The organism is Runella aurantiaca (genome assembly GCF_003339505.1).
Lineage (GTDB): Bacteria > Bacteroidota > Bacteroidia > Cytophagales > Spirosomataceae > Runella > Runella aurantiaca.
In genome coordinates, this window is sequence record NZ_QPIW01000019.1 from 39,227 (window position 1) to 62,363 (window position 23,137).

Genomic DNA, 23,137 nt, shown 5'->3' on the forward strand with positions numbered 1-23,137 from the left:
CATCGCCCATACAATACAAATCGCCTGCTTTCTGAATTAAATACTCAGGAAAGCAGGCGATTTGTATTTCTTTCTTAGTAAACTCGCTAGAGTACTTTTTTAACCATTTCCTCAGCCTTAGCTAAATCAGCTTTGATTTTTTCGATATTGGTTTTTGATTCTTTTTGCACCTCAAGCATTTGATCAGGCGTCAAATCTGGCGCAGGTTTGTGCTCATGCTCTTCTCCGTCGTGGTGCTCATGAGGCAATCCTGGCACTTCTACCACACTTTCCTCCCAAGCGGCAAATGAGCCCGCCACCGCATCCAACGCCGCTACGGTAGAATCTAAACTTGCAATAGCCGCCGCATCGGTCAGCGTTTTTTTCTTTTCACTTAACACTATCTTCAACGAATCTATGCCTTCAATTTGTTGATGTAAAGACTCTTCAATTTCCATTGCTTCCAGATGGACCTTGCCCGCTTCTTCCATTTTAGGGTCTTTTTTGTCACCGCAAGCAGAAAATAAATACGCACCGAAAAGCATGCCGCCAACGGTAAGTAAAGAATAAACGTGTTTTGTCATGGTAAAAAGTAGCGTTGGTTAGTCAATCATTGAAACTTGATATCCCTGCTTTCGGAGAGTCGCCAAAATGGCTTCATCGGACGTTTTTCCTGCATAATAACGCACCGAAACCACCTCGTCATTCAGCTTGATTTGCGAAGGTACGACGCCTTCTACGGATTGAAGCGTATTATTTAACTTTTCTACCGATTTCAGCGGCGTTTTAAGTTCAAATTGAGCAACCCTTGTTGAGCGAATCCGCTCAAACTGTGCTTGCGCCAACTGGCCTTCTTCAGCCTGAAAATACCGATGAGGAATCAGATTCAATCCCACAGTAAGGCCTACCGCAATCCAAAACACTCTTTTCTCAAACAAACCAGCCTGGTGAGATGGGCGTAAATATAAATCATAAAAAGACCACGCCAATGCCGCTAATTGCAACGCAATCAACGGAGTACGATACTCTGCCAACCAGCCGATAGAAGCCCCGTTAAACAAAACGACCACCAACGGTACCCAGCAGCACAACAGGTGTACAAGCCCTGTTAAACCCACATTTAATGTTATCGAAATAATTCTTGCCATGACTATTTGCAACTATATTGCAAAAGTACGAACAAAAAACCATCATTAAAAAGTTTAGCGTAATTGCTTTTTTTATAAAAATAATTTTCACCGTCAACAATCAGATTTTATGCAAAGGATTGCCATGCTTGGTTCGGGCTTTATCGGACGTTTTTATGCAGAGTCTATCCACGGTCAGCGCGGCCGTGACCGCGTGGTGGCTATTTATGCACGCCGCGAAGAAAGCGCCAAAAAATTTGCCGATGATTACGGCTGTACGTTTTGGTCGACCGACATGGAAGAAGTAATCGCGCACCCCGACGTCACCATGATTTGCGTAGCGCTACCCAACAACCTCCACGAAGCCGCTGTCATGCTTTGCGTAAAACATAAAAAGGCGGTAGTCAGTACCAAACCTTTGGGCAGAAACGGTGCCGAAGCCCTGCGCATGATGCAGGCCATTGAAGGCGCGGGCATATTCGGCGGGTACCTGGAAGATTTGTGTTATACCCCCAAGTTCTTGAAATCCAAGCAGATGGTAGACAATGGTGCGTTGGGACGGATTCTGTGGGCCAAGTCGAGAGAAACCCACCCTGGCCCCCACAGCAACTGGTTTTGGGACAAAGAACAGGCTGGCGGTGGCTGCATCCTTGATTTGGGCTGTCATTGTATTGAAATTGCCCGCAATTTTATCGGAAAAGACATCAAGCCAGTAGAGGTGATGTGCTGGGCCGCCACGCAGGTAAAACCCATCGAGGCCGAAGACCACGCCATTGCATTGGTCAAATACGAAAACGGAGCCATCGGTCAATTTGAAGTAAGCTGGACGTTTCGCGGCGGCATGGACCTGCGCGACGAAGTCATGGGAACGGAGGGCACTATATGGATGAATAATTTTCTGCGTACGGGCTTTGAAGTATTCACGACGGGCAAAGGCGGCGACTACGTCGCCGAGAAAGCCGAAAGCAATACAGGTTGGCTTTTTCCAGTAGGCGATGAGGTCAACGAACTTGGCTACAACCACATGTTTACCGATATGTTTCGGTCGGTCGAGGAGGGCACCGAGCCTTCAGAAACCTTTTACGATGGCTACGTGGTCAACGCCATCATAGATGCCGCCTACAAATCGGCACAAACCAAACTCTGGGAGCCTGTCGATTTGCCCGTTTGGCGCGGTCAAGAAGGATTGACGCCCGTTTCAACGCTGATTGAGTACGATGCTGATTACTATTTAATTAAAGAAGAAGTAACGCACGACGGCCGTCACAAGGTAATTTTGAAAGACAAAAAGACTAATGAAATCATCGAACGGGATTTGTAGGGATATAAAAACGGGGAGCTCTTGGCAGAGTTCCCCGTACCGTTCTTGGGTAAAGAAAAATCAAATTTTCTTCACTTTAGTAGCGTTCAAGCCTTTTTTACCATCAACGATTTCGTACTCTACTCGGTCTTTTTCACGGATAACTACCCCGCCTAAGCCTGTTACATGTACAAAAATTTCTTTTTGAGATTCATCGTCCACAATAAAACCATACCCTCTGGCTTCATTGAAAAACTTTACTGTTCCTGTTTGCATTTTACTACAATAATTAAAATAATGAAAGAAATAATTAAACAAACAGCCGCCAATCGCCTCATTTTCAGCGGATTTACAAAGATATTGACAAAACTAATCATTGAGCAAAAGGCTTGAACGCTCAAAATTAGGCACTTGCCAAGACTTACTTTGTCTTGCGATGAGAATGAAGTTTTTAAGCAGAGCTCAAACAAATTTATAAAATATTTGTTACAAGTCAAGTTCGGAGTCATCTGTTATTCAGATGCTTGACTTTACAGAATAGATTTGTTACCTTCGTTTTCAAACATAAAAAACGCGATGAATCGTTTCCGGTATTTTGTTGAGAACCACGTTTTTGGCGTTTGTACTCGCTTGGGAGAAATCTTAAATATCTCGGCAAGCAGTATTCGGCTTTATTTTATTTACGCCAGTTTTTTGACCTTTGGTTCCCCCATCATTGTCTACTTAGTGATGGCGTTTTGGATGGAGATTGGCAAGCACCTCCGTCGACACAATAACCCTACTATTTGGGAATTATAAGGCCTGCCAACTCCTTTTGAGCCGCCGCTAAAACTCAATTTTACTTTTCAAAAATGCTTTTACTACATCCAGACCGCGATGAAAATGTCGGTTATTAGGAATGATTATGTCAGCGTCTGCCTTTGAGGGTTTGATAAACTGCTCGTAGGTTGGAAATACGTGATTTTCCCAACGGTACAGCACATCCGTCAAATCGTAGCCGCGCTCCACTTGGTCGCGGATGATGCGGCGTTTGAGTTTGATGTGTTCTTTGGCATCAATGAATATTTTTAAATCCAACAACTCCGCGATTTCTTTGAAGTAAAACACAAAAATCCCTTCTACCACAATGATAGGCGTGGGTCTAAAGGTAAGCATCTGCGGAATAATGGCGGGATTATTGAAGGTATATTCCAACTGCTCCACGGTCTTGCCTTCCCGAAGGTCGATGATGTGCTCGGCGTACTTGCGGTGGTTGATAGCGGAGGGTAAGTCAAAATTATGCACCCCGTTTTCGTCAACGGGCACTTCATTACGGGAGCGGTAATAATGGTCTTGCGAAATCAGACAGATTTCATCTTCGCCAAAAGCGCCCATCAGGCTGTTAAGAAAATAGGTCTTTCCCGATGCACTCCCGCCCGTGATTCCGACGATAAAAGGTTTTTTCATGCGGTAAAGTTACGTGGCCCCGTCTAAATACCGAACTTCTGGCACCGAAATTGTAAAAGAACCCGCAACAAATTGTTAGTTTTGCGTTTAAATTACATTTTCTCCTGCTATGTTTTTGAAAAATTTTCGGGTTGACCTCTTTCGATGTTGCTGATACTACGTTTCGGGAAATCAATTTCATAAACGAGTATTTAGTATTTTCTTATCATGACACAACCACTCAAAATCTATAATTCTCTCGCCCGCCAAAAAGAACTTTTTCAACCCCTTAGCCCCCCTCACGTAGGGCTATATGTATGCGGGCCAACGGTTTATAATTACGTACACTTGGGCAATGTTCGTACGTTTCTGACTTTCGATATTCTTTTTCGGTACCTGACACACATTGGTTACAAGGTCCGTTATGTGCGCAATATCACGGACGTAGGCCACCTTGTAGGCGATGGCGACGAAGGTGAAGATAAAATCGGACGGATGGCCAAACTAGAAAAGCTAGAACCGATGGAAATTGTGCAGCGCTACACCAACGATTTTCATCAGGTGTTGGAGCAACTTAATTTCCGAACTCCCAGCATTGAGCCCACCGCTACTGGACATTTGATTGAACAGATAGAAGCCGTCAAAGACCTGATTGACAAGGGACTGGCTTATGAATCCAATGGCTCGGTTTATTTTGACATCAATCAATACAACGCAAACGGCAATAATTACGGCAAACTATCGGGCCGGGTATTGGACGACCTGTTGACCGAGACCCGCGAGCTGGAAGGTACTTCTGAGAAACGGAATCCACTGGATTTTGCCATTTGGAAGAAAGCGGCCCCCGAGCACATCATGCAGTGGGAATCTCCTTGGGGCAAAGGTTTTCCAGGCTGGCACTTAGAATGTACCTGCATGAGTACCAAATACTTAGGGAAACAATTTGACATTCACGGCGGTGGTATGGACTTGAAATTTCCGCACCACGAATGCGAAATTGCGCAGGGAACTGGATTGAATGGAACGGAGCCCGTACGCTATTGGATGCACTCCAATATGCTGACGGTCAACGGACAAAAAATGTCAAAATCATTAGGCAATTCATTTTTACCCGTCGAGTTGTTTTCTGGCAATCATCCGTTGCTTGAACAGGCCTACAGCCCCATGACGTCTCGATTCTTTATGCTCCAAAGTCAATACCGAAGCACGCTTGATTTCTCAAACGATGCGCTGAAAGGTTCTCAAAAAGCGTATAAACGAATCATCAATGGGCTGAAAGCCATCAAAGCATTGACCTACATCCCTGCGGAGGTCGAAAGTTCGTCCAATGAAGCAGGCTTGAAGGTTTCAACCCCGGGCGTTACGATTGATGAAAAGAAAGTAACCGACATTCAGAAAACCGTGCAGGCGTTTTATGATGCCATGAACGACGACCTCAACACCGCCGTCGCGATTGCACAGTTGTTTAACCTCCTAAAATACGTCAACATGATTTACCTCAACCAGTTAAATCCTGCGGCACTGGGTGAAGAAGGTTTTGCCCTGTTGAAAGAAAAATACATCACCTTTACCGAAGAAATTCTGGGTCTGAAGGAAGAAACAACGGAAAGCAACGCTGTATTGAGTGGAATGCTTGATTTATATCGCGAATACAAGTCGGCCCAGCAATACGACAAAGTTGACCAAATTCGTTCTTATTTCAAGGCGCAAAATTTAGTCATTCGGGACATGAAACACCGGATTGACTGGGCGTACGAAGAATAATTTCAACCAAGCCGATATTCATTGTATTACTTCATCAAGGTATTTTATGGAAAAGCGTCGTTCATACATAAGTTATATATTATTGGCAGTTTTTGTGTTTGCGGGGGCTTTGTATCTTTTAAGGCCCCTGCTGGTTTCCAACAGCAACGCCTCCGTTTCGGCCGAAACGGAGGCGCCCGCTTCTTCGTCAGCGGCCCCTGCAGCCCCAGCGAGCGGCATTACAAAAGAAGGTGAAGTAACGTTTTTAAAAGGCGGTAAAACATTTCGAAAGATTGATGTTGAAATTGCCGAAAACGACACCGATCGCCAAAAAGGACTGATGTTCCGGCCCTATCTTTCCGATTCGGTGGGAATGCTGTTTGTTTTTGAAGAACCCACTCCGCAAAGTTTTTGGATGAAAAACACCATGATTTCGTTGGACATCATCTACGTTGACCAAAACAAAAAAATTGTTTCTATCCAGAAAAAGGCCAAACCCTATTCCGAAGAAAGCCTCCCCTCCTTTGGTGACGCACAATACGTGGTAGAAGTAAACGGCGGTTACTGTGATAAGTACGGAATTCAGGTGGGCGACACAATCGTTTTTTAAGGCTTCTTTCATTTTGGAACAATAGTTGTAAAGGATTAAGAAAAAGAACCTTACATGAAGTGGTGGATAACGTGCGGGCTATTGTTGATGTGGAGTGCGGGGGCATGGGCCAATCACATTATCGGGGGAGATATTGCGCTTACCAAACAAAATGGCTCCTCCAACAGCTACCTCATTACCTTAACCCTGATTTACGACGGCGTACTGGGTAGTACAAACGACAAAGCCTTTGTTTCTTCTTTTCGCAAAAGCTCCAACGCCCGCATTGAAGATTTTACACTCACCCGCGCTGCACTGGAAGAAATCCCCTATTCCAACCCTCGTTGTGTTCCCAATCCCCGAGAATCTCGCATTACGTTGGCTCGCTACACGGCCACCGTTTCTTTTCCTACGACTACCTACAACGATCCAGAAGGCTATTATTTTTCGTGGGAAGAATGTTGCCGCAACGGCGAAATTGTCAATATTCAAACCCCCAATAGAGTAGGCTTGGCCTTCTATGCTGAAATTCCACTCAATGGCATTTCAAACGGTTTACCCCAATTTAAAACTCCCGAAGTCAAATATGTGTGTGTAGGAAAAAATTTCGAAGCGGATTTTGGGGCAACAAGTACTTCGGGAAATGAACTACGATACAGCATTGTCACGCCTCTCATTGGCTCCACCGACCAAGGTGGCACTTTTCCTGATAAATCCAAAGCAGGGCCTTATAGTCGGGCGGTTTGGAGCGCAGGTTTTGACAGTACAAAAGCTATTCTAGGCGTTAACACTTTAAGAATTGACTCAAAAACGGGAAAAATAACGCTCAATGCCTCTCAAATTGGTTTTTTTGCCTTTGCGGTTCGTTGCGAAGAATGGCGGCAAAACGTAAAAGTAGGGGAAATACGACGCGAATTTGTGTTTAACGTTGTGGATTGTATTTCTTCAGTCCCTTCCCCCGTTTTTATTGAAATCTTGACGGCGTCGCCTTCAGTTACTTACCAATCCTCCGCAGGCAATATCTCTTCGGTAGAAATGTGTCAAGGCGATTCTGTAGTGCTGAAAGCCAACGATGAAAACCCGCAATGGGCATATCAATGGCTAAAAGACGACCAGCCCATCGCCAATGCCAACCAATCGTATTTGGGCATTTATCAGCCCGGCAACTACAGCCTTGTCAAACGTTTTGCCGAAAACTGCGGAACAGAAGAGTCTACCTCAAACTTCACCCGCGTCAATGTAAAAAACGCCAGCACGGTCCGGATTTCTTCCAGTCGCCCATTGCCATTGTGCTCCAATGACAGTACCAATCTGAGCATTGATTTACCCTCAAACGCCACCATCAGCTGGCAGCAAAACGGGGTCACCACCGACAATTCAGGGCAGGTTTTTTCCAACGTAAAACAACCCGGCGTTTATAGCGTGTTTGTAACCGAAACAACGACCAAATGCGTAAGTAAAGACAGTGTAATCATAAAGCTTATTTCGGCCCCAACGGCCACGCTGACGATTGACGGTACACCTATTTTCTGCGCCAACGATTCCATAAAGCTCATTACACCCCGCAATAATGCGTACGATTATGCATGGTATCAGGAAGATACTCCCTTGTTTGCATCGTTCGGAAACGAGTTTTCGCCAACGCAAACTGGGCGATATTCAGTGGCAGTGTCTGATACTGTCACTAAATGTATCACCCGCTCGGTCTCGGTCAATGTCATCGTAAAACCCTCCCCAACGGTTACTCTTGCTCCCATACAGGCACTGTGTACCTCTGCTTTACAGGCAGTTACCTTGGAAGGCTCACCCGCAGGTGGCACTTTTAGCGGGCAGGGAGTGGTAGGAAATCGGTTTGTAACGCAGGATTTATCGGCGGGTACGTATCCGATTACCTACACTTACACCAACAATCAGGGGTGTTCGGGAAAAGATACCAAAACTGCTTACATCGCCCCGCCTCCGCGCTTAGAAGTACCAAGTAAACTAGTAGTTGCCCGCGGTGACAGCATTCAAATCAAAACCACGGTACCCCTCAACGCAACCGCCGCATGGTTTCCAAGCATTGGTCTCAACAATTCAACCATCACAAGCCCAACTGTAAGCCCCGACCGAACCACTACCTATACCGTAACCGTGACCACTACGGAAGGATGTATAGTAAAAGGTGAAGTGCTCATTACTGTTATTGACCTAACGATTCCTAACGGCTTTACGCCTAACAATGACGGCGCCAACGATACTTGGGAAATTGCAGGCATTCGGGATTTTCCCAATTGCACCATCGAAATTTTCAACCGTTGGGGCAACCTGATTTTTAGCAACAAAGGCTACGAAACCCCGTGGGACGGCCGCTGGAATGGCGACTTTGTACCCGTCGGAACCTATTATTATCACATCTACCTGCGCGAAGTGGAGTATAAATTGACGGGAAGTTTGAACGTGATTCGGTAATATTGTTGTAAAATCGCACCAACAAACCCCTTCATATTCCATGCACACTTTTCTGCGGCCATTCTTTTTGGCTTTTCTAGTGGTACAAACCACTTTTGCTCAATCTCCCAACAGTGATTACACACAATATGTCAACCCATTGATGGGAACCGATTCTCGGCATGAACTTTCGGCTGGCAACACCTATCCCGCCATCGCCACGCCTTGGGGAATGAATTTTTGGTGCCCCCAAACGGGCAAAAATGGCGACGGATGGATGTACATGTATACCGCCAACAAAATCCGTGGCTTCAAACAAACCCACCAGCCCAGCCCCTGGATTAATGACTACGGGATGTTTTCGATTATGCCCGTGACGGGAAAATTGAAATTTACGGAAGACGAACGCCAAAGCTGGTTTTCGCACAAAGCCGAGGTGGTAAAGCCGCATTATTACAGCGTTTATCTCGCCGACCACGACACGCAAGTTGAAATCGCACCCACCGAGCGCGCTGCGCAATTTCGACTAACGTTCCCCAAAACCGACAGCGCGTTTGTGGTCATTGATGCCTTTGCCAAAGGCTCATACATCAAGATTATTCCCGAACAACAAAAAATAATTGGTTATAGCACCCAAAACAGCGGCGGCGTTCCGCTCAATTTTCGCAATTATTTTGAATTGCATTTCGACAAACCCTTTACTTATAACGCCACTTGGTCAGACAAAAAATTATCCAAGGGGAATCTTGAACAAAAAGACGAGCACGTAGGAGCCGTAATTGGTTTCAAAACCAAAAAAGGTGAAGTGGTTCACATCAAAGTAGCCTCTTCGTTTATCAGCGCTGAGCAAGCCGCCTTGAATCTTTCGCGGGAATTGGGCAATGACACCTTCACGGCCACGATGCAGAAAGGCCAAAAAGCTTGGAATCAGGAATTGGGCCGATTGGCGGTAGAAGGCGGCACCGACGCCCAACTTCGCACGTTTTATTCGTGCTTGTATCGTGCGCTGTTGTTTCCCCGCAAGTTTTATGAGTACGACGCCCAAAACAAGGTCGTTCACTACAGTCCTTACAATGGTCAAGTATTGCCCGGATATATATTTACCGACAATGGTTTTTGGGATACCTTCCGCTCAGCCATTCCGTTTTTCACGTTGATGTACCCCACACTCAATAGCCAAATCATGGAAGGATTGGTCAACGCGTATAAAGAGAGCGGATTTTTGCCAGAATGGGCCAGCCCAGGTCACCGCGATTGTATGATTGGCTCCAACTCCGCATCGCTGATTGCTGATTCGTACATCAAAGGTATTCGCGGGTATGACATCAACACGCTATATGAAGCCATTCTGAAAAATACCGAAAATGCGGGGCCCGTCAACTCCGTTGGGCGCTTTGGTCACGAATATTACAACGAACTCGGTTATGTGCCCTACGACGTCAAAATCAACGAAAATGCGGCCCGTACGCTCGAATATGCTTACGCAGATTTCTGTATTTGGGAATTGGCCAAAGCGCTGAAACGTCCCGAAAGTGAAATTGCGCTGTTTGCCAAACGCAACCAAAACTACCGCAACCTGTTTGACCCCGAAACCAAGCTCATGCGCGGTAAAAACAAAACAGGCGATTTTCAAAAACCGTTTAATCCCTTCAAATGGGGCGATGCCTTCACCGAAGGAAACAGCTGGCACTATACTTGGTCGGTGTTCCACGACATCAACGGACTTTCCAACCTCATGGGCGGCAAGGCGGCCTTTGCGCAAAAACTCGACAGCGTGTTTGTCTTACCACCAGTGTACGACGAGTCGTACTATGGATTTGTGATTCACGAAATCCGTGAAATGCAAATCATGAACATGGGTCAGTACGCCCACGGCAACCAGCCGATTCAGCACATGCCGTATCTGTACAACTACGCCGGGCAGCCGTGGAAATCGCAGTATTGGATTCGTCAGATCATGGACAAACTCTACCAACCCACCCCTGATGGCTATTGCGGCGACGAAGACAACGGCCAAACATCGGCGTGGTACGTATTCAGCGCACTGGGTTTTTATCCCGTTTGTCCAGGTACCACTCAGTACGTGATTGGAAGTCCGCTGTTCAAACGCATGACCATGACCTTTGAAAACGGTAAAAAACTCACCATCAACGCCCCCAACAACGGCGCGCAACAGGTATACGTGGACCAAGTAACCCTCAACGGCAAACCGCACACCCTTAACTATTTAGAGCACCACACGCTCCAACAGGGCGGTAACTTGGACTTTAAGATGTCGGCGCAGCCCAACCAAACGCGCGGCACGCAGGCAAGCAGTTTTCCGTATTCGTTTTCGGGGAAATAGGGGAAGGCCGTTTGATAATTATTATGACTAATATAATAACCAAAATTTGGGAAATTTCTCAAAAGGGTTCTAATTTGAGCGATAATCACAAATGTTCTAATTTACTTTATTTACTACATGAGTTTGGCACAAACTGAAGCAGTTCAACTATTTGATCTCAAAAAGTATCAAATAGATAATCTTTCTGTTAATTTTCCTCTACAAGGTCAAAGCATTGAAATCGAATTACAAAATCAAGGTGGAAGAATACGATTTATCGCTGATATTGACAATGCGAATGAATTTGTTAAAAAAGCCAAATTTCAAATGAGGTACAAAAAAGTGTTCTCACTTAGGAGGCTTGACTTAAATGGAAATCACCGAAACCCACCTGAAAATGCCCCTAGTTCTCTGTTTGAAGGATATGAAAATTATGTTTTTAATAAAGAAGATCATATTCATTTTTACATAGAAGGCTATGGAGAACGTTGGGCTTTACCTTTGGCAAAATTCCCTGAAATTGGAATTAAAGAAACAGATGATTTGTTTGAAAAGATGCAAAAATTCTTTAAATATTGCAATGTTGAAAAATTAACGGTAAATAAATTATTAGATTTATAATACCTTTGAAAAATGAAAGATTTGGTAAATTCATATGTTGAATGGATTAGGCAAGGGCTAAAGGTGACTGAGGTTAAGGGTGGATGGCATGAAATTGTAACTCCTTTTCTCAATCACAAAAACGACATGATTGAATTATATGCCAAACAAGACAAAGATTTAATCGTCTTATCTGACGGAGGAAATACAATAAACGAGCTTAAATTAAGTGGGCTTGATGTCGATAAGAGTCCAAAACGCATTGAAGAATTAAACTCAATACTTCGCTCATTTGGACTTCAACGAGAAAGCGGGCGAGAAATATCAGTTAAAACTGATAAAAAACGGTTTCCTGAGGTAAAACATAGATTAATACAGGCAATACTCTCTATTGATGATATGTTTATGCTTAGTGAACCAAAAATAAAAAGTTTTTTTGTTGAAGATGTTAGTGACTTTTTTGAATTAAATGATATTATTTTTGTTAAAGACACCTTATTTACTGGAAAAAGCGGCTTCACTCACAAATTTGACTTTACTTTACCTAAAATTAAAAAACGACATGAAACCGCAGTTAAGGTAATAAATAATCCAAGAAAAGATAGTGTCGGAAATGTAATTTGGATGATTGAAGATACTCGTTTGACCAGGCCTAATACTGATAGTCTGGTTATTTTAAACGATGACAATGAAATTGCCGGCGGTGTTTATGAGGCGTTAGAAAAGTACAATATAACCTCTCTAAACTGGTCTAATAGAAATACAGAATTAAAAGATTTGCTGCCTAGCCCTTTAATTAATAACTGAAAAGCCTAACAATGAACTGTTAGGCTTTTCAGTTATTATACTTCCAACCTTTGCCACACGGTAAACGTCTTTGTAATAAACCATCCTCAAAGGCCATGAAAAGTGCAATTGTTGTTTTATTCTTCCTGCTTATCACTGGTGCCTGTACCAAAGAAAGTATACCCGCCCATACGCCTGCTTGTATCAAAGAGAAGATTGAGCAAATGAAAAAAGATGCGGTGACCAATCCGCCAAGAGAAGTGTGGCAGTACACATTTAATAATCAAACCGTCTACTATATTCCGCCGATGTGTTGTGACGTATTTAGCAATCTTCATGATGACAAATGCAACCTCATCTGCCATCCCGACGGGGGCATTTCAGGAATCGGCGACGGAAAATGCCCTGATTTCTTCAAAAAGCGGAAGAATGAGAAGCTTATTTGGCGTGATGACAGAAAATAAACTATCGTATAAACAGCTTCCTGACTAAAATCACAACTAATCCGAAAACACTGTACCACGCAAAGAAAGGCAATATCATCTCTGGTAGCCCCAAGCAAAGAAGCACACAGATAACCAACAGCTGAAAGCCTAAGCCCAGCAACGAAATAAGGCTCATAAACCATTGAGGAAAAGCCCGAACGAAGAGGGCTTGCTTGTCTAAATAAAGCACCACCACATCAAAAATGAGGTATAAACTCAAAAAAATGGCGTGCAAAACATTAACGACTTTTTGGCTTTCGTAGTGGTAAGCGATGGGTTTTCGGTATTCGATGATTCGGCTGGTTTCTTCGTTGTTCAGCCTTCTTCTCAGAATAACGTAATAATAGTTGTAAATAGAACACTGAAATTCAATCCCCAAAAACGCCCACAGCAACAACGAATTGGAAGCGGCCCCCGTGAGAAACAGGGTACTGAAAATGAGGAGATTGATGATAAAATCAAACACCGAATCCAGATAACGACCAATCAGGGAAGGGTGCTTGGTGATTCGCGCGATTTCGCCATCTACTGCATCCAGAATGTTTTTAATCATCAAAAACACTGCTGCCCATACCAATTCATTGATGTAGATGCAATAGGCGCACAAAAGTCCCGCCAACAAAAACACAATCGTAACCTGAACCGCCGTAATTTTTAGCCGAGACAAGTGATGAGCCAGAAAAGTAGCAACGGGACGTCCATAATCAGAAAAATCAATAAATCTATCTTCTTTCGAAAGTTTCGGCATTTTAAAATAAGTCAGTTTACATCTGTAATAACTATCAACTAAAACGCCCTTCGGTTGTTCAGCACCATACCGTACCCATTATTTCCCCGTTAATACACTTTTATCGTCTTTTTCAAAAGCAAGCCACCAACAAACAACTCGTTTTTTGTAACTTACTTTTTCAACAACATACACATATGCTTTGCTATTTAGGTCTTGGCGGACAGGAAGTGTTACTCATTCTTCTCATTTTGAGTCTAACGATTGTACCACAAATCATCGCTATCGTACACATTGTACGGAGTACGTTAGAAAATACGTTAAAACTGATTTGGGTATTGGTCACCCTTTTTATCCCTTTGGGGTGGTTGGTTTATTTGTTGGCAGGAAAGCCCAAAGAATAGGATTACACATATTGATACGCCCACCAAATAAGCACCAATTGAAGTGGCAAACGTAAAATGAGAAGAATTTGCGGGATTCGGTGAAACTTGCCCGACGTCAGCATGTAGACGTTGGCGGGAAAAATGGCAATCAACAATAAGATAATTCCCCACGCTGATGGCGAACGGGTGGCGGCGAATAACAAGCCGATGGCAAAAGCCATCTCCAATACCCCCGAAACCAGCACAGCGGCCAGCGGCATTGGCACCCACGGCGGCATCATGCGCAGGTAGATGCGGGGCTTGAGCAAGTGAATTACTCCCGCCGCAAAATACAACGCCGCCATGAGGTACAACCCAAAGTTATTCATTTTTTTCGCGGTTGGCCAATTGCCCACAGGCAGCATCAATGTCTTTCCCACGACTGCGCCGTACGTTGACAATCACCCCTTTGCTATCTAAAAAACGAGCAAATTGCTCTAATTTATCCACTCCAGTGTTTTTGAAATCAGCCTCCGCAATGGGGTTGTATTCAATGATATTGACCTTGGCGGGCACTTTTTTGGTAAACTCCCACAACTCTTTCGCGTCTTGCAGTGTATCGTTGAAGTTGTTAAAGACAATGTACTCAAACGTAATCCGATTCTTGGTTTTACCGTAGAAATACTGCAATGCTTCTGCCAGATTTTCCAACGAGTTGGACTCGTTGATGGGCATGATTTGGTTACGCTTTAAGTCATTGGCTGCGTGAAGCGAGAGCGCCAGATTGAATTTCACTTCATCGTCGCCCAGTTTTTTAATCATTTTGGCAATGCCTGCCGTCGAAACCGTAATTCGTTTAGGCGACATACCCAAGCCCTCAGGCGAAGTGATTTTGTCAATGGATTCAAGCACGTTGGCGTAGTTGAGCAACGGCTCACCCATGCCCATGTACACAATATTGGTCAGCGGCACGCTGAAATTTTCTTTTGCTTGCCGGTCAATGGCCACCACTTGGTCGTACATTTCGGCGGCATCTAAGTTGCGCTTACGGTCCATGTAGCCCGTGGCGCAAAACTTACAGGTAAGCGAGCAACCCACTTGGCTAGATACGCAGGCCGTCATGCGGTCGTCGGCGGGAATCAACACGCCCTCAATGAGGTGACCGTCGTGGAGTTTGAACGCCGATTTGACGGTCCCGTCGTTGCTTTTTTGCGATTTGGCGTTGGAAATAGCCCGAATTTCAAAGTGTTCGGTCAACAACTCGCGCGTTTTGAGCGAGAGGTTACTCATTTCGTCAAAGGATGTGGCCGATTTTTTCCACAACCATTCTACAATTTGTTTGGCTCGAAAGCCCTGCTCGCCGTGTTGCGTCAACCAATCTTTGAGTTGAGCCACGGTGAGTTTACGAATATCCTGCTTGGAAAGAGAGATTGTTTCTGTCATTAGTAAGAGAAACCTGACGGCTTAAAAGCCCATCAGGTTATATTTTCAAACACAAAATTACTGATTTACAGGTGGATTACCCAATCTTCAACACAATCTTCCCAAACTGCGTTCCGTTGTCCATACGTCGCAGCGCCATTTCGGTATCGTCGAGCGCAAAGGTCTCATCCAGAATCGGTTGAATTTGTTTTTCTTTGATAAACTGAATCATTGCTTCAAACTCCGCTTCGGTTCCCATGGTAGAGCCGTAGATATTAAGTTGTTTAAAGAATACTTTTCCGGGAATAATATCGGTGATGTTGCCCGTGGTTCCCCCAAAAAAACAAATGCGTCCGCCGGCGGTGGCAACGTCGATGAGTTTGGCAAAATGCGGGCCACCCGCACTGTCGATGATGACGTCAAAATAACCACTGCGGTCGCCGCCCGTGGCGGCAATTAAGTTTTTGGTCCAATTAGGATCTTTGTAGTTCACCCCACCTTTGGCACCTAATGCAATGGCCTTTTCAATTTTTTCATCCGAGCCCGACGTTACCCATACTTCAGCACCCGACGCCACGGCAAATTGCAGCACAAACAGCGCAACGCCCCCACCGATTCCCGTCACCAAGACGCGCTCGCCAGACTTCATACTCGCCCTCGTCATCAACGCCCGCCACGCCGTAAGCCCGCCGAGCGGAATCGCGGCCGCCGCTTCAAAACTCAAATGCTGGGGCTTAGGATGCAAATACTTGGCTTCTACTTTAAGGTATTCGGCAAAAGTACCATTGTCGGGCATTCCCAAAATTTTGAAGGATTTGCTATAAAAACGGTCGTCGGGACCCCAATTGTGCGACGGATTGATGATTACTTCTCGGCCCAACCATTCTTCAGAAACCCCTTCTCCAATTTCTGACACCACTCCCGCGCCGTCGGAACCGATGATGACGGGCAGCTTCATGCCGGGGTATTTTCCCTGCTGTACAAAAACATCTCGGTGATTGAGCGCAGCAGCTTTGAGCTGAACAATGACTTCCCCCGGCCCCGCCTGTGGTTTTTCTACTTCCTGAACAGAAACGGGTTGATTGACTTCCTGAATGATTGCGGCCTTCATTGGTTGATTTTTGGTTGAATGATGTACTTTAATAAGTAAAGAGATAAACACAAATTCCTCCTGCTTGGTTGAAGCAGGTGCCATTTTTATTGGTAAATTACGTACAAAAATTCACGCTGTAACGTTATGATTGAGCCAGAAAATCGTAATGCCATGAAACAAATATATTTACTGCTACTCATATTGATTTCCGTACTATATGGCTGTGCAAGAGGCGAAAACGCACTACAAAAGGGCAAATACGACCAAGCATTACGGGTTTCGGCCAATCGCCTAAAGCGACACCCAAGTGACACAAAAGCCCAAAAAGTATTTACGGCCGCTCACAAAGAAACTGAACGCGTATACCAAGGCAACATTCAACGGTACATAGCCGAAAATCAACCCTTCAAATGGGAGAGTGTTTTGTACCAATACCAGCAATTGCATAAAAATGAACAGGCTTTGACAGAATGTAAAGCTTGCCTTGAATTGCTTAATTCGCCCCCAAATTCCTACGCAGAGATTATTGAAAAAGTAAAAACACTGGCCGCTGACGAGCGCTATCAAGCAGGCTTAGACGCTTTTAAACACAAAGACAATCGGGCACTTGCCGAGGAAGCAGTCAACCATTTTTTGAAAGTAAAACAACTTTCTCAAAGCTACAAACACATTGACGACAATCTCATTTCGGCCAAGGAGTACGCCGTTTTGCGAATAGTAATTGAGCCATTAACTGAAGACGCACGTCTGTCTGACGCTGAATACGAGTATTTACAGAAACAAATGGACGAAGAATTCTTCGGAAACCGCTCCCCGCACGAATTAGTCCGTTTTCAAAATCCAGCCGCTGCTCATGAGGACAGCCTTCCCTCCCACCACGTACTTCGGATTTATTTTACAGGTCAATCCTCCCTGAGAGAGTCGACTGGCAGCACGGACGTTACCGTTGAAAGTAGCACGAAATACAAAGTCGGCACGAAAAAAATCAACGATACAACCGTGGTAGACGTCATGGAGCCCGTCAAAGGAACGCTTACTACAAACTATCGAAAGCGGGAGAAAAATGCGGAACTGGAATATGAAATCATTGACTTGGACAATGATTGCGTGATTCATCGGGATGGTTTTCGGGGTAGTGCGGAATGGAAAGAAGAATGGGAAACATTCAGCGGCGATGAACGGGCCTTGAACGGGAAAGTAGTTACGTTGGCACCTACTTTGTTTCCAGCTTCCGATTGGGATCTTTTTAAAGAAATAAGTCGCTCGGCGGCTCGCCAAATTTATTACCAAATACACTACTTTTACAAAAAACCGTTACCTGTATATTCTTGCCTACCAAAAAACTCGCGGTGACGAATAATGGCTACTGCCACCGAGCGTAAGCCCCAGCGTGATTTCGTGCGAGCCTTGAGCACGGGATTGAAGGGAAGAAAGCACATATTCGTAGGTGTAGCTGACCGTAAATTTCTGCGCCACCCGCGTGCCGACCCATCCCAAAAAGGCATCGCTTTTCCGATAAGACATGCCAAACCACAACTGATTTAAGTAGCTAAATTTGAAATTCAAATCCCAAGACGTGGGTGCTTTGGCCGACTTTTTAAACAGCACCGAAGGCGTAAAATCCCATTCATCGTTGATGGGTAGTCGATAGCCTGCCGTGAGGAAATAATGCGGAACGAGTTGTCCCTGCCAATCATAACTCGTAGAACGAAATCGCAATTTTCCACCCAATACTTGTTGCACCGAAAAACCCGCAAAAAAGTCGGTGGAATAAACCCAAAGCCCCGCGTGCAAATCTGGCCGAAAAGTATTGACTTTGCCCACCGACACAACAGGGTCCAAAGGGTTGGCCAAGCGAATGCGGTCAAAATCAAGCGTGTGCTGGGTAACGCCCGCTGCAAGACCAGCACTTACCTGCCACTCATCGTTCAAAGGATAATGATACGCCCCCGAAACACTCATCGAAAACCGTGTCCAAGGGCCTGTTTGATCACGAATGAGCGAAACACCCGCCCCACCGTGTGCATCTGGCAAAATAGGTCCTCGCTGACGCCCATAACTGAATCGGGGCGAAGCTGGCGCTACTTCAAAATCTGGATTTCCGATGGGCAAATGTGCAGTCATGTACAAGGTTCGCGGCGCATCCTCCAAGCCAGCCCATTGCTGCCGATAACCTATTTTGGCATCGGCATAGCTTTCAATGCCCGCCAAGGCTGGATTGAGCAAAAAATTATTTTGGAGGTATTGAGAATACTGCGGCAGTTGTTGCCCCCAAATAATGGTTGAACAACAAACCACGGAGAAACAGAGGTACACGGAGAGCATTTTTGTGTACCTCATCTCTCTTATTTTTTTGTGTAAAAAATCTTTTAAATGGTAACCTTGCCGCATTTATTTTAGTATCAAAACACCCCTCTGTGTCACTCCGTTTCTCTGTGGTTCATAGAAAATCACCCTTGCTTTCACTAACAAAAATCGCACCTAAAATAGATTAACTCTAAGAATCAACCAAATCAGTCGCAATCTTCGCCGATAGGATAGCCAGTGGAATGCCGCCACCGGGATGCACGCTGCCTCCGACAAAGTAAAGGTTTTTAAATTCCCGAGAAAAATTGGCATGACGCAAAAACGCCGCAAAGCGGTTGTTGGAACTGTTGCCATACAACGCTCCCTGCGAACTTGACGTTTTGGATTCAATGCTGCGCGGGTCTAGGATTTCTTCACATTCGATAAAATCTGCGATGTTTACACCTAAATTATGCGATACTTTCCGGAGTACATCTTGGCGACTTTGTGCAATCAGCGCTTCCCAGTCTTGTCCTTCATTGTTGGGCGCATTGACCAGAATAAACCAGTTTTCGCCGCCTTTAGGGGCATCATCGGGTTTGTGTTTTGATGTAATATTTATATAAACGGTCGGGTCAGAATACAGCGTTTTTTGTTGGAACAAATGCTCAAATTCGGCGCGGTAATCATTCGAAAAAAAGATATTATGCAAGCCCAATTCAGCAAAGCTTTTCTTAACGCCCCAATAAAAAATCAGCGCCGAACTTGACTTGGGTTGCCGCAAAATACGTTCGGGCTGTTTGGCTTCGGGGAGCAATTTTCGGAAGGTATTTACCACGTCCATGTTGGAAACAACAATATCGTAAGTGTCAGGTGCGGAAGTATTTGCGTCAAAAATCAGTTTCGTAACCCGATTTCCCGATGTTTCTATTTTTTCAACTTTGGTATTATAATAAAATTTTACGCCCAACTCTTCCGCCAACTTTACCAAGCTTTCTGTGATACTGACCATTCCCTTTTTTGGAAAAAACGCACCGATGTTGTATTCCAAATGCGGAATAATATTCATCGTGGCGGGTGTTTGGTAGGGATCTGAGCCGTTGTAAGTAGCATATCGGTTGAAAAGCTGCACCACGCGCGGATTTTGGAAACGCCGTTCGTTGGCGCTGTTCATGGTCGTAAAGGCATCCAAGCGGTGCATATTGGCGTAGCCTTTGAAAGCATCGCGGTTGAAATAGGTGCTAATTTTGTGTAACGAACGGTGCAAAAACAGTTTTTCGGTGACGTTGTATTTGACGGCACTATCTTTTAAATGGGCCAAAACATGCACCGACGGTTCGCTCAATTTTTCTTCTATCTCTTGCGCAAACGCCCGTTGATTGGCGTGGGCGGTAAGGCGCACACCATCGTCCCAGAAATAGCGACAGGCTTCGTCTAAGCGAATATAGTCAAAATACGCTTTTGGATTTTTGCCCGAAATCTCAAACAACTCTTCCACCAAATGAGGTAATGTAAACAATGATGGCCCTGCGTCGAATCGGTAGCCTTTTACGTCAAAACTCGACAATTTTCCACCAGGATAGCTGTTGGCTTCAAAAACATGAACGTCGTAGCCTTTGTTGGCCAAACGAATGGCGGAGGCGATGCCTGCAATGCCCGCCCCTATGATGGCTGCTGTTTTTTTCATACTTTTCGTTACATGGGGTTTTGAGAAACCCCTCAGTCGGTTTTGAGAAACCGACTACACTTTTGCTGCAAAACCTTCAACCTTTTTTTATTCACTCATCGTTTGCCGTGATTTGCGGCTCACTACTTGTATCTCGTCGCCAATCTTTAAAACTCCACTCTGATTGGTCATTACATTTTGTCCAAAGAAAATCTTGTTGTTACGTTTGCGGTACATCGACAGCGTTTTGAGCGGTTCTTTCCCCACAATTTCACCTTTTTCAGGGTCAACGGTGGTCAGAATACAACGTGCGCAGGGTTTTACCCCATAAAATGCCAATTTACCAATCGTAAATTCGTACCATTGGTCTTCGTCATAAGGTATTCCACCTTCAAAAACCAGATTGGGGCGAAACCGTATCATAGAAACTGATTCGGGCAGGCGAGTGTTTAAATCATCTAAGGAAGATTGGCCAATTATCAAAAACGGAAACCCATCCGCAAAGCTCACATTGGCATCGAAAGGGGCATAATTGGAATCAGCAAGACGAGGCGAAGTATCGGGTAGATACACCAACCGCGCCGAAAAGCCGAGCGTTTCGCTCAACCAACGGTTTGAGGCATCATTGACGATGAAGGCCTCTATTTGGTCGTCCCACACGGTCACCGTTAACAAATCAAAAGTTTCAGGCTGAAAAGGAACAATGAGCGCGCTCAAATCCCGCGTGCGATGGCTCAGCTGCAAACCAATGTCCGTCAGGGTCACCTCAATCAGCGCCATGTTTGGGTAGCTGCGCTGGGTTACAAAACGGTTGTTATCGTCAATAATCAACCAGCGGCGGTCGTAGCGCAGGCCGCGCTCTTCCACCTGAGCGTGCGTGAGGCGAATCGCCCCCAACGATTTTACGGGATAAATGAAGATTTCGGAGAGGATGAGAGCAGACGTCATTCTTGTTTGTAGATTTGCACAAAACTCGTTATTCAATGCCAAAATACAAACACCTATTTTTTGATCTTGACCACACGCTGTGGGATTTTGAGCGTAATTCGTCCGAATCATTGACCGATATTTACCACGGCTTTGAACTCATCAATCACGGGGTTATGTCGCTGGGTGATTTTGTGCGGGCATTCCTCGAAATCAACACAAAACTGTGGGACGATTTTGATCATGGTCGTATTGCCCATAGTTATATTCGTGAGCACCGTTTCCGACTGGTTTTTGAAGCCCTGAACGTTAAAAATGTGGCTTTTGGCAGCGCTTTGGGCGAGGAATATTTAAAATTACTTCCACAAAAATCGCACTTGCTCGACGGAGCCGTTGAGCTGTTGGAGTATTGTGCAAGCAAAGATTACCAACTCCACATCGTTACCAATGGTTTTGATTCCATTCAGGCGTCTAAAATGCAAAGTTCTGGGATTCATCATTATTTTCAACAGGTGGTGACCAATGAAAAAGCGGGAGCAAAAAAACCCGACGCACAGATTTTTGCGTATGCCTTACAAGCCGCCGACGCACAACCCCATGAAAGTCTGATGATTGGTGACAATTGGCAGGCAGACATTCTTGGTGCATTACGTTTTGGGATGGATGCCGCCTTTTATAACCCCAAGAAATTGGTTTTTGACCAACAACCTACCTACGACGTACAGCACCTAGACGAGTTGAAATCAGTTTTGTGAAACGACGGTCGAAGGAGCGCAAAAATCACCAACGCATTTTTTGCCGCTCCCAATCAACACATTTTTCTCGGCCTCTGATAGCTTTCGCACTTTAGCCCCAATGTTCTGAAAATCAATCGAAATGGTCCGTTTTAAATCTTCGGGGCGGAAATTGTAGCGGTTGGCCGCCTCAGACACCAAAGTATAAAAAGCGCCCATGTACGTTTTGAAACTGCGAATGGGATAAGACGCCAACTCAAAACCTTGGGTATCCGCTTTGATTTGCTCGGCACTTTCAAGCCTCAACCCCAAGGTTTCGGCGTTGAAAACGGGCGTTTCGGGCGGCAGATTAGGCTGCGGGGTGCTTAAATAACGATTTTGGTCAAAAAGCCCAATGGGATAATTCATCAACAAGCCGCCATCGACCAACACATCTGCAGGAATCGTGCGCGGCGGCCGCTGGTGAAATCGACCCGTACTATCCATAAACACGGCACAATAATACAACGGAATCGACATCGAAGCCCGCACGGCGTCGGCAATGACCAAGTCGGGAAACTTCTCATACGAAAGCACCATCGACTTTTGTTTGGTCAGGTTCGTAACCGTCACATACAAGTCTTTGTAGCAACTATCTCGTTGGGTAAGCGCGTGCAATTGACCAAAAGTCAAATGGGTAACACCCGTTTTTTGTTCTATCTTCTGGGCTATCCACTTACGAAAAGCGTCTCCCTTATACCAACCAAAACGCTCAATCAAACGCTGTGTGCCACCCACAAAAATGTATTGCCCATCGTTGAAGGATTGAATTTTCATTTCCGAAACCAACTCGGTCAGCTCTGCCGCTGAATAGCCCACCGCCAGCAACGACGCCTGAATGGCTCCTGCCGACGTGCCCCCCACACGCCAAATATCTTTCAAAAAGCCGCGTTGCTCCAATTCTTGAATCGCTCCGCAGTAGGCAATTCCGCGAATACCGCCGCCTTCCAAGACCAGATTATGGTATTTTTGTTGCGCAACAGAAGAATATGAAAGGAGAAAAAATACGCAAACAAGCCCAGTTTTGGCCCACAGGACGAACACTTTTTGGAACATAAAAACGTTTTTTGTTTAGAACGGTTTATTATAGA

The 23,137-nt window shown here is 45.1% G+C and carries 24 protein-coding genes; 12 read left to right on the forward strand and 12 right to left on the reverse strand.

Annotated features, from left to right (window positions below; all coding sequences use genetic code 11):
- Nucleotides 1–86: 86 nt before the first annotated feature.
- Both DVG78_RS20125 and DVG78_RS20130 read right to left on the reverse strand, forming a co-directional pair.
- Nucleotides 87–563 carry a hypothetical protein gene (locus DVG78_RS20125; protein WP_114462846.1) on the reverse strand — a complete coding sequence of 159 codons (477 nt, stop codon included), beginning with the start codon at nucleotides 561–563 and terminating at the stop codon, nucleotides 87–89.
- Between the two features lie 18 nt (nucleotides 564–581).
- Nucleotides 582–1,127 carry a heavy-metal-associated domain-containing protein gene (locus DVG78_RS20130; RefSeq protein WP_114462847.1) on the reverse strand — a complete coding sequence of 182 codons (546 nt, stop codon included), beginning with the start codon at nucleotides 1,125–1,127 and terminating at the stop codon, nucleotides 582–584.
- A 109-nt stretch (nucleotides 1,128–1,236) separates the two neighbouring features.
- Between DVG78_RS20130 and DVG78_RS20135 the strand changes: the two genes are divergently transcribed.
- A complete protein-coding gene (locus tag DVG78_RS20135) occupies nucleotides 1,237–2,427 on the forward strand; it encodes a Gfo/Idh/MocA family protein (RefSeq protein WP_114462848.1) in 1,191 nt (396 codons plus the stop codon).
- A 60-nt stretch (nucleotides 2,428–2,487) separates the two neighbouring features.
- Here the strand turns inward: DVG78_RS20135 and DVG78_RS20140 are convergent, their stop codons facing one another.
- A complete protein-coding gene (locus DVG78_RS20140; RefSeq protein ID WP_013927601.1) occupies nucleotides 2,488–2,682 on the reverse strand; it encodes a cold-shock protein in 195 nt (64 codons plus the stop codon).
- A 300-nt stretch (nucleotides 2,683–2,982) separates the two neighbouring features.
- Between DVG78_RS20140 and DVG78_RS20145 the strand changes: the two genes are divergently transcribed.
- Nucleotides 2,983–3,204: a PspC domain-containing protein gene (locus DVG78_RS20145; protein WP_114068299.1), complete on the forward strand. Its 222-nt coding sequence runs from the start codon at nucleotides 2,983–2,985 to the stop codon at nucleotides 3,202–3,204.
- A 27-nt stretch (nucleotides 3,205–3,231) separates the two neighbouring features.
- Here DVG78_RS20145 and udk read toward each other — a convergent pair whose 3' ends face one another.
- Complete coding sequence (gene udk, locus DVG78_RS20150; RefSeq protein ID WP_114462849.1) at nucleotides 3,232–3,852, reverse strand: uridine kinase; 621 nt, start codon at nucleotides 3,850–3,852, stop codon at nucleotides 3,232–3,234.
- Nucleotides 3,853–4,059: 207 nt separating this feature from the next.
- Between udk and cysS the strand changes: the two genes are divergently transcribed.
- The 7 genes from cysS (at nucleotide 4,060) to DVG78_RS20185 (ending at nucleotide 12,766) form a co-directional block, all read left to right on the forward strand.
- Entirely contained in the window at nucleotides 4,060–5,595 is a 1,536-nt protein-coding gene (cysS, locus tag DVG78_RS20155; protein WP_114462850.1) for a cysteine--tRNA ligase, read from the forward strand.
- Nucleotides 5,596–5,641: 46 nt separating this feature from the next.
- Nucleotides 5,642–6,184, forward strand: a complete 543-nt coding sequence (locus DVG78_RS20160; protein WP_114462851.1) for a DUF192 domain-containing protein — start codon at nucleotides 5,642–5,644, stop codon at nucleotides 6,182–6,184.
- A gap of 54 nt (nucleotides 6,185–6,238) precedes the next feature.
- A complete protein-coding gene (locus tag DVG78_RS20165; protein WP_114462852.1) occupies nucleotides 6,239–8,614 on the forward strand; it encodes a T9SS type B sorting domain-containing protein in 2,376 nt (791 codons plus the stop codon).
- A 40-nt stretch (nucleotides 8,615–8,654) separates the two neighbouring features.
- Nucleotides 8,655–10,937 carry a GH92 family glycosyl hydrolase gene (locus DVG78_RS20170; protein WP_229598282.1) on the forward strand — a complete coding sequence of 761 codons (2,283 nt, stop codon included), beginning with the start codon at nucleotides 8,655–8,657 and terminating at the stop codon, nucleotides 10,935–10,937.
- A 117-nt stretch (nucleotides 10,938–11,054) separates the two neighbouring features.
- Nucleotides 11,055–11,537: a DUF6978 family protein gene (locus DVG78_RS20175; RefSeq protein ID WP_114462853.1), complete on the forward strand. Its 483-nt coding sequence runs from the start codon at nucleotides 11,055–11,057 to the stop codon at nucleotides 11,535–11,537.
- Nucleotides 11,538–11,549: 12 nt separating this feature from the next.
- Nucleotides 11,550–12,323 (forward strand): DUF1828 domain-containing protein, encoded by a 774-nt coding sequence (locus DVG78_RS20180; protein WP_114462854.1) that lies wholly within the window; start codon nucleotides 11,550–11,552, stop codon nucleotides 12,321–12,323.
- 95 nt (nucleotides 12,324–12,418) lie between these two features.
- Entirely contained in the window at nucleotides 12,419–12,766 is a 348-nt protein-coding gene (locus tag DVG78_RS20185) for a DUF6970 domain-containing protein (protein ID WP_114462855.1), read from the forward strand.
- 1 nt (nucleotide 12,767) lies between these two features.
- Here DVG78_RS20185 and DVG78_RS20190 read toward each other — a convergent pair whose 3' ends face one another.
- Nucleotides 12,768–13,535 (reverse strand): CDP-alcohol phosphatidyltransferase family protein, encoded by a 768-nt coding sequence (locus DVG78_RS20190; protein ID WP_114462856.1) that lies wholly within the window; start codon nucleotides 13,533–13,535, stop codon nucleotides 12,768–12,770.
- A 176-nt stretch (nucleotides 13,536–13,711) separates the two neighbouring features.
- Here DVG78_RS20190 and DVG78_RS20195 point away from each other — a divergent pair, with 176 nt between their 5' ends.
- The gene (locus tag DVG78_RS20195) at nucleotides 13,712–13,918 is read left to right on the forward strand and encodes a PLDc N-terminal domain-containing protein (RefSeq protein WP_114462857.1); all 207 of its coding nucleotides are present in this window, start codon (nucleotides 13,712–13,714) and stop codon (nucleotides 13,916–13,918) included.
- Between the two features lie 2 nt (nucleotides 13,919–13,920).
- Here the strand turns inward: DVG78_RS20195 and DVG78_RS20200 are convergent, their stop codons facing one another.
- The 3 genes from DVG78_RS20200 to DVG78_RS20210 all read right to left on the reverse strand — a co-directional run bounded on the left by DVG78_RS20200 (nucleotide 13,921) and on the right by DVG78_RS20210 (nucleotide 16,412).
- A complete protein-coding gene (locus tag DVG78_RS20200; RefSeq protein WP_114462858.1) occupies nucleotides 13,921–14,268 on the reverse strand; it encodes a DoxX family protein in 348 nt (115 codons plus the stop codon).
- Nucleotides 14,261–15,322 carry a dual-specificity RNA methyltransferase RlmN gene (gene rlmN, locus DVG78_RS20205; RefSeq protein WP_114462859.1) on the reverse strand — a complete coding sequence of 354 codons (1,062 nt, stop codon included), beginning with the start codon at nucleotides 15,320–15,322 and terminating at the stop codon, nucleotides 14,261–14,263. Before rlmN ends, DVG78_RS20200 begins: the two co-directional genes overlap by 8 nt.
- A 76-nt stretch (nucleotides 15,323–15,398) precedes the next feature.
- A complete protein-coding gene (locus DVG78_RS20210; RefSeq protein WP_114462911.1) occupies nucleotides 15,399–16,412 on the reverse strand; it encodes a quinone oxidoreductase family protein in 1,014 nt (337 codons plus the stop codon).
- 153 nt (nucleotides 16,413–16,565) lie between these two features.
- On the opposite strand from DVG78_RS20210, the gene DVG78_RS20215 reads away from it, so the two are divergent.
- Nucleotides 16,566–17,747 (forward strand): hypothetical protein, encoded by a 1,182-nt coding sequence (locus DVG78_RS20215; protein ID WP_147277128.1) that lies wholly within the window; start codon nucleotides 16,566–16,568, stop codon nucleotides 17,745–17,747.
- On the opposite strand, the gene DVG78_RS20220 is transcribed toward DVG78_RS20215, so the two are convergent.
- From DVG78_RS20220 to DVG78_RS20230, 3 genes are all read right to left on the reverse strand, one after another.
- On the reverse strand, nucleotides 17,727–18,734 hold the full coding sequence (locus DVG78_RS20220; protein ID WP_158550060.1) for a PorP/SprF family type IX secretion system membrane protein: 1,008 nt from the start codon (nucleotides 18,732–18,734) through the stop codon (nucleotides 17,727–17,729). The genes DVG78_RS20215 and DVG78_RS20220 overlap by 21 nt on opposite strands.
- A gap of 157 nt (nucleotides 18,735–18,891) precedes the next feature.
- Nucleotides 18,892–20,367, reverse strand: a complete 1,476-nt coding sequence (gene crtD, locus DVG78_RS20225; RefSeq protein ID WP_114462862.1) for a 1-hydroxycarotenoid 3,4-desaturase CrtD — start codon at nucleotides 20,365–20,367, stop codon at nucleotides 18,892–18,894.
- An 87-nt stretch (nucleotides 20,368–20,454) separates the two neighbouring features.
- A complete protein-coding gene (locus tag DVG78_RS20230; RefSeq protein WP_114462863.1) occupies nucleotides 20,455–21,294 on the reverse strand; it encodes an MOSC domain-containing protein in 840 nt (279 codons plus the stop codon).
- Nucleotides 21,295–21,329: 35 nt separating this feature from the next.
- Here DVG78_RS20230 and DVG78_RS20235 point away from each other — a divergent pair, with 35 nt between their 5' ends.
- Nucleotides 21,330–22,028 (forward strand): YjjG family noncanonical pyrimidine nucleotidase, encoded by a 699-nt coding sequence (locus DVG78_RS20235; RefSeq protein ID WP_114462864.1) that lies wholly within the window; start codon nucleotides 21,330–21,332, stop codon nucleotides 22,026–22,028.
- Here the strand turns inward: DVG78_RS20235 and DVG78_RS20240 are convergent.
- Nucleotides 22,017–23,102: a patatin-like phospholipase family protein gene (locus DVG78_RS20240; protein ID WP_114462865.1), complete on the reverse strand. Its 1,086-nt coding sequence runs from the start codon at nucleotides 23,100–23,102 to the stop codon at nucleotides 22,017–22,019. The two genes, DVG78_RS20235 and DVG78_RS20240, sit on opposite strands and share 12 nt — an antisense overlap.
- Between the last annotated feature and the right edge of the window lie 35 nt (nucleotides 23,103–23,137).